The organism is Pseudomonas sp. P5_A2_2 (genome assembly GCF_054177685.1).
Genome location: NZ_JBGCUL010000398.1, coordinates 1 through 4,067 on the forward strand (window position 1 = coordinate 1; position 4,067 = coordinate 4,067).

The window sequence follows — 4,067 nt, forward strand, 5'->3', positions numbered from 1 at the left end:
CGCTTGAACGAGGTCATCAAGGACGCCATCGATCCTAACGGAACTCTTTCGCCGGGCCGCTACGGCATCTGGCCTAGGCACTTGAGGAAGGACGCCAAATGAAGACGATCCGTCTCATCGTGCTGATGATGCTGGCATGCATGGCTGGTCTGGCGGTCGCCTCCGAGCCGGCCAGACAAGCTGTGTCGGCGCATCCTGGCAAGCCGATTTTCGATCAGTGGTGCGCGATCTGTCACGCCGCAGCGCCACGCATGCCCGGCACTGCTTCGCTGACGGCCAAGTACGGCGGCAGCTTACCGTCTGCCCTGGAAGACCGCACTGACATGCCCCCGGCCTTCATCAAACATTTCGTTCGCAACGGCGTACTGATCATGCCGGCATTTCGTAAAACCGAAATAACCGACGCCGACCTTGAATTGCTCGTCGACTACCTAARGGCCAAAGACCAATGAACTCACATTCTGCTTCTGAGACCCTGACCAAGGCTGCTGGCAACCAGAGGGATTCCCGCAACGGTACCGCAGCGCTCGTCATCGGGCATTGCGCTGGCCTGATGGATATCACCACTTTGCCGATCTGGGTCGGAATCGTCCTGATCGGCCAACTGGCACTTGATCCGCAGCGTGCGGGTTTCCTGCTGACTCTTTTTCTGGGGTCGGTCGTGCTTAGCAGTCTGTGTATCGCACCAAAACTATCCCGACTCAACCGCAAGCGCATGGCATCGGCGTCTTATGCAGTGGCTGGTATGTCCTTCGCCAGCATGGCAAGCGTAAGTGACAGCTATGTCCTTTTGGCTTCGGCGCATGTCGTCGCAGGTCTGGCGGTCGGCTGCGGCCTGTCGATAGTTCACGGGACGATGGGTGGTACTGCCAATCCGCACCGCGCAGCGGCAATGGCTTTTAGTTCGCTGAGCCTGGTGTCCATCCTGGTGATGGCGACGCTGCCTCCGCTAGTGGGCAAGATCGGCCCGAACATATTCTTCTACACAATGTCGGGCATCATGTTCACTGCCGCACTGGCCGCACTGCTTGCTTTTCCGAACGTCGCCCGTACGGCCCAGCAAGATCGATCCACGCTCGCCAAGTTGCCTGCGCGAGTGTGGTTCGGCATCGCCGGCGTGAGTCTACTGATGGTGAGTCATTCGATGGTCTTCGGCTTCATCGAGCGAGTAGGGGGCTGGCACGGATTCAGCCCGGCGCAGATCACCACGGTGCTTGTCATCAGTGGCTTCGTGAATCTCGTACCTGTCGCCCTTTCTAGCATTCTCGAACGCCACTTGCCGGCCTCGGGCGTAGTCGTGGCTGGCCCTCTGATTCAAGCCACTGCAGCTGTCGCTGTGACCCAGTTCGGTGGTTACGAGGTTTACATCGTTGCAACCTCGGTTCTCATCGCCGTCGTTACATTTACCCATGTGTTCGCGTTCGGGGTGCTGGCGCGACTGGATCCGTCCGGTCGCGTGGTCGCAGCCACCCCGGTGATGGTCATGGCGGGTTCGGCTACTGGCCCACTCCTTGGGGGCGTGCTCGCCCTGCATGTTGGCTATGGCAGCTTGGGCTGGGTGGCGTTGATATTGGGTCTTTCGTCCGCCCTCTGCTTTCGCTTTGGTACCCGTAAGGCGTGATGGAAAACAACAATAATATGAAGTCCCTTACTAGAGGATTGGTATGAGCAAGCGATTGCAAGACAAGGTCGTGTTACTGACCGGCATTGGTAGCGGGATGGGGCGAGAGACTGCTCGGCTGTTCGCCAGCGAAGGCGCGATCGTCGTCGGCTGMGACATCAACCCGCAGACGGCCGCAGAAACCGCAAAACTGGTTGAAAACGATGGTCATTCCATCGACGTGGTTGCGCCTGTCGACCTCAGCGATCGCGAGGATGTAGCGCGTTGGATTGATGGTGCTGTCGCTCGGCATGGCCGAATTGACGCGCTCTACAATAATGCCAGTCTGCCGCGCTTTGCGCCTTTTGCGGTGCAGAGCGACGTTGACTATGTCTTCACTATCCAGAATGAACTTGATCTTGTCTGGCGTGCTTGTCAGCTTGCCTGGCCACATCTGGTGAAGTCCAAAGGTGCCATCGTCAATATCGGCTCCGGTGCTGGCATGCAGGGAGCGAGAACGCTGCCGCAGGCTGCGCATGCCGCGGCGAAGGGGGCGGTCCTTGCCTTGACGCGCCAACTGGCCGCAGAAGGCATTGCTGTTGGTGTAAGGGTTAACTCGGTTAGCCCTGGTGTGATGAACACCCCGCCCGTTCAGGCGATGTATCGGGAGTTTGGTGACAAAGCACCCGTGGCTCCGATCGTGGAGCGCACCCTGACCGGTAAGCCAGGCGAGCCGATCGCTGTCGCTTGGGCTGGCCTTTACCTGACCTCTGATGAATCTAAATGGGTCACTGGGATCAATATCCCTGTGGACGGTGGGGCTAGCTCAATCATGTAAGTCGAGTCGGGTTCAGATGACTGAGCCCGGCAGGCCGATCCTGTACAGGCAAGAGTAGTGTTGACCATGACTAACATTTCGATGAATACCCTCAATGCAGCCAAGGTGCTGGCAAGCCCGCTGCAGATCAACGGATTGCAAATCAAAAACCGCATTATCCTCGGGCCGATGGCGGTACTTCGCCCAACCGAAGACGGCCGCCCAAGCGAGCAGACCATTGCGTTCCTCAAGCGCCGCGCGCAGGGCGGARTTGGCCTGGCCATCGTTGGCGGATCGGTATGCAGCGAACGCGCCTGGAACGAGTCACCGTTTGCGCCAAACCTGCGCTTTGACAAGGACGAATTTGTCGATGATCTCAAGCGCCTGACAGACGCCGTACATGAAAGCGGTGCGGCAGTGTTCGCGCAGCTGTTTCCGAGTTTCGGCCGCATGGGCGTGCCGCGAAACGGCCGGTGGATTTTGGCGGCCAGCCCGAAGCCGGTGAACCTGGGGGCCGGTGGCTTGCCCAACCATCTCTACATCCCCGGCGGCCGAATCACACCGGTGCCACACGAGGCCAGCATCCAGGAGATCAAGGACATCGAGGCGAGCGTCGTCAGCGGTGCACGCCGAGCCAAGGCTTGTGGTTTCGATGGCGTCGAGATTGGCGCACACATGTGCTACTTCTACTCGTCCTTTTTGTCCCCGCTGGCCAATCAGCGCACCGATGAATATGGCGACTCGGTTGCCAATCGCGCAAGAGCCTTGCGCGACGTGGTTGCAGCGGTGCGCGCCGAAGTCGGCCCGGATTATCCGGTGGGTGTGCGCATGAGTGTGAATGACCATATGCCCGGCGGCCAGGGGCCTGAGGGTTACGCTGAAGTGGCAGCGCACATCGCCGAGGTCGGCCTGGACTTCATCTCRCTAAGCGAGGGCAACTACGAGTCGATGCGTGACAATGTGCCAAGTTCTTCCGGCAACATGCTGACTCTCGGGGGGCCGGAGGCCTTCCGCAAGGCACTAGGAAGCGGGGTGCTCCTGTTCCTATCCAGTACACCAGACCCCCGGCAAGCGGCGGCGGCAATTTGGGACGGTGATGTCGATGCAAGCATGCTGGCGCGGCAGATGCTGGCCGACCCTGATTATGCGGTGAAGGTTATCGAAGGCCGTGAGGCTGAGATCGTGTGGTGCGACCATTCTAATTCCTGTCTGCGCAGGCTGATACTCAACGCACCGGTTGCCTGTCATAAGAACCCGGAGATGGGGCGCGAGGATCCGAAGGCTAAACGTTCCAGCCCGGCTCAGAACCTGGGCGTCTGGGTAGCGGGTAACAAAGTGCTGATGGGCGTTGCCGACAAGCTTGCCCGCGCCACGCGGAAGAAATGACCCAATTGGGACGAGCACTTCGATAAGTCTTATAGCGAGACGAGCGGGGTGTTCGTAACCAATGACTCGACGTCGGTATCCGATCAAGTCAAGCTTACGTACTGAACTTGATCAACGGCTAGGTCTCGGAGTCAGTCTTATTGACACCCAGTAAGTGGTACACAAAGTTTATGTGCGACTCGGCAAACTCCTGATTAAGTGGGGCGTGTCCAATCATGAGTCGCATGTAAACGGCTCCGTAAATCAAATCCATCAGTATCTCGA

At 58.7% G+C, this 4,067-nt stretch carries 4 protein-coding genes; all 4 read left to right on the forward strand.

What is annotated here, in order from left to right; translation table 11 throughout:
* Positions 1-98 precede the first annotated feature (98 nt).
* The 4 genes from ACXRVY_RS19150 to ACXRVY_RS19165 all read left to right on the forward strand — a co-directional run bounded on the left by ACXRVY_RS19150 (position 99) and on the right by ACXRVY_RS19165 (position 3,803).
* Positions 99-452 (forward strand): c-type cytochrome, encoded by a 354-nt coding sequence (locus ACXRVY_RS19150; protein WP_458237991.1) that lies wholly within the window; start codon positions 99-101, stop codon positions 450-452.
* On the forward strand, positions 449-1,621 hold the full coding sequence (locus ACXRVY_RS19155) for an MFS transporter (protein ID WP_223457518.1): 1,173 nt from the start codon (positions 449-451) through the stop codon (positions 1,619-1,621). The genes ACXRVY_RS19150 and ACXRVY_RS19155 overlap by 4 nt, the downstream gene beginning before the upstream one ends.
* A 43-nt stretch (positions 1,622-1,664) precedes the next feature.
* Complete coding sequence (locus tag ACXRVY_RS19160) at positions 1,665-2,438, forward strand: SDR family NAD(P)-dependent oxidoreductase (RefSeq protein ID WP_458237992.1); 774 nt, start codon at positions 1,665-1,667, stop codon at positions 2,436-2,438.
* Positions 2,439-2,504: 66 nt separating this feature from the next.
* Positions 2,505-3,803, forward strand: coding sequence for an oxidoreductase (locus ACXRVY_RS19165; RefSeq protein ID WP_458237993.1), 1,299 nt, complete (start codon positions 2,505-2,507; stop codon positions 3,801-3,803).
* Positions 3,804-4,067 lie beyond the last annotated feature (264 nt).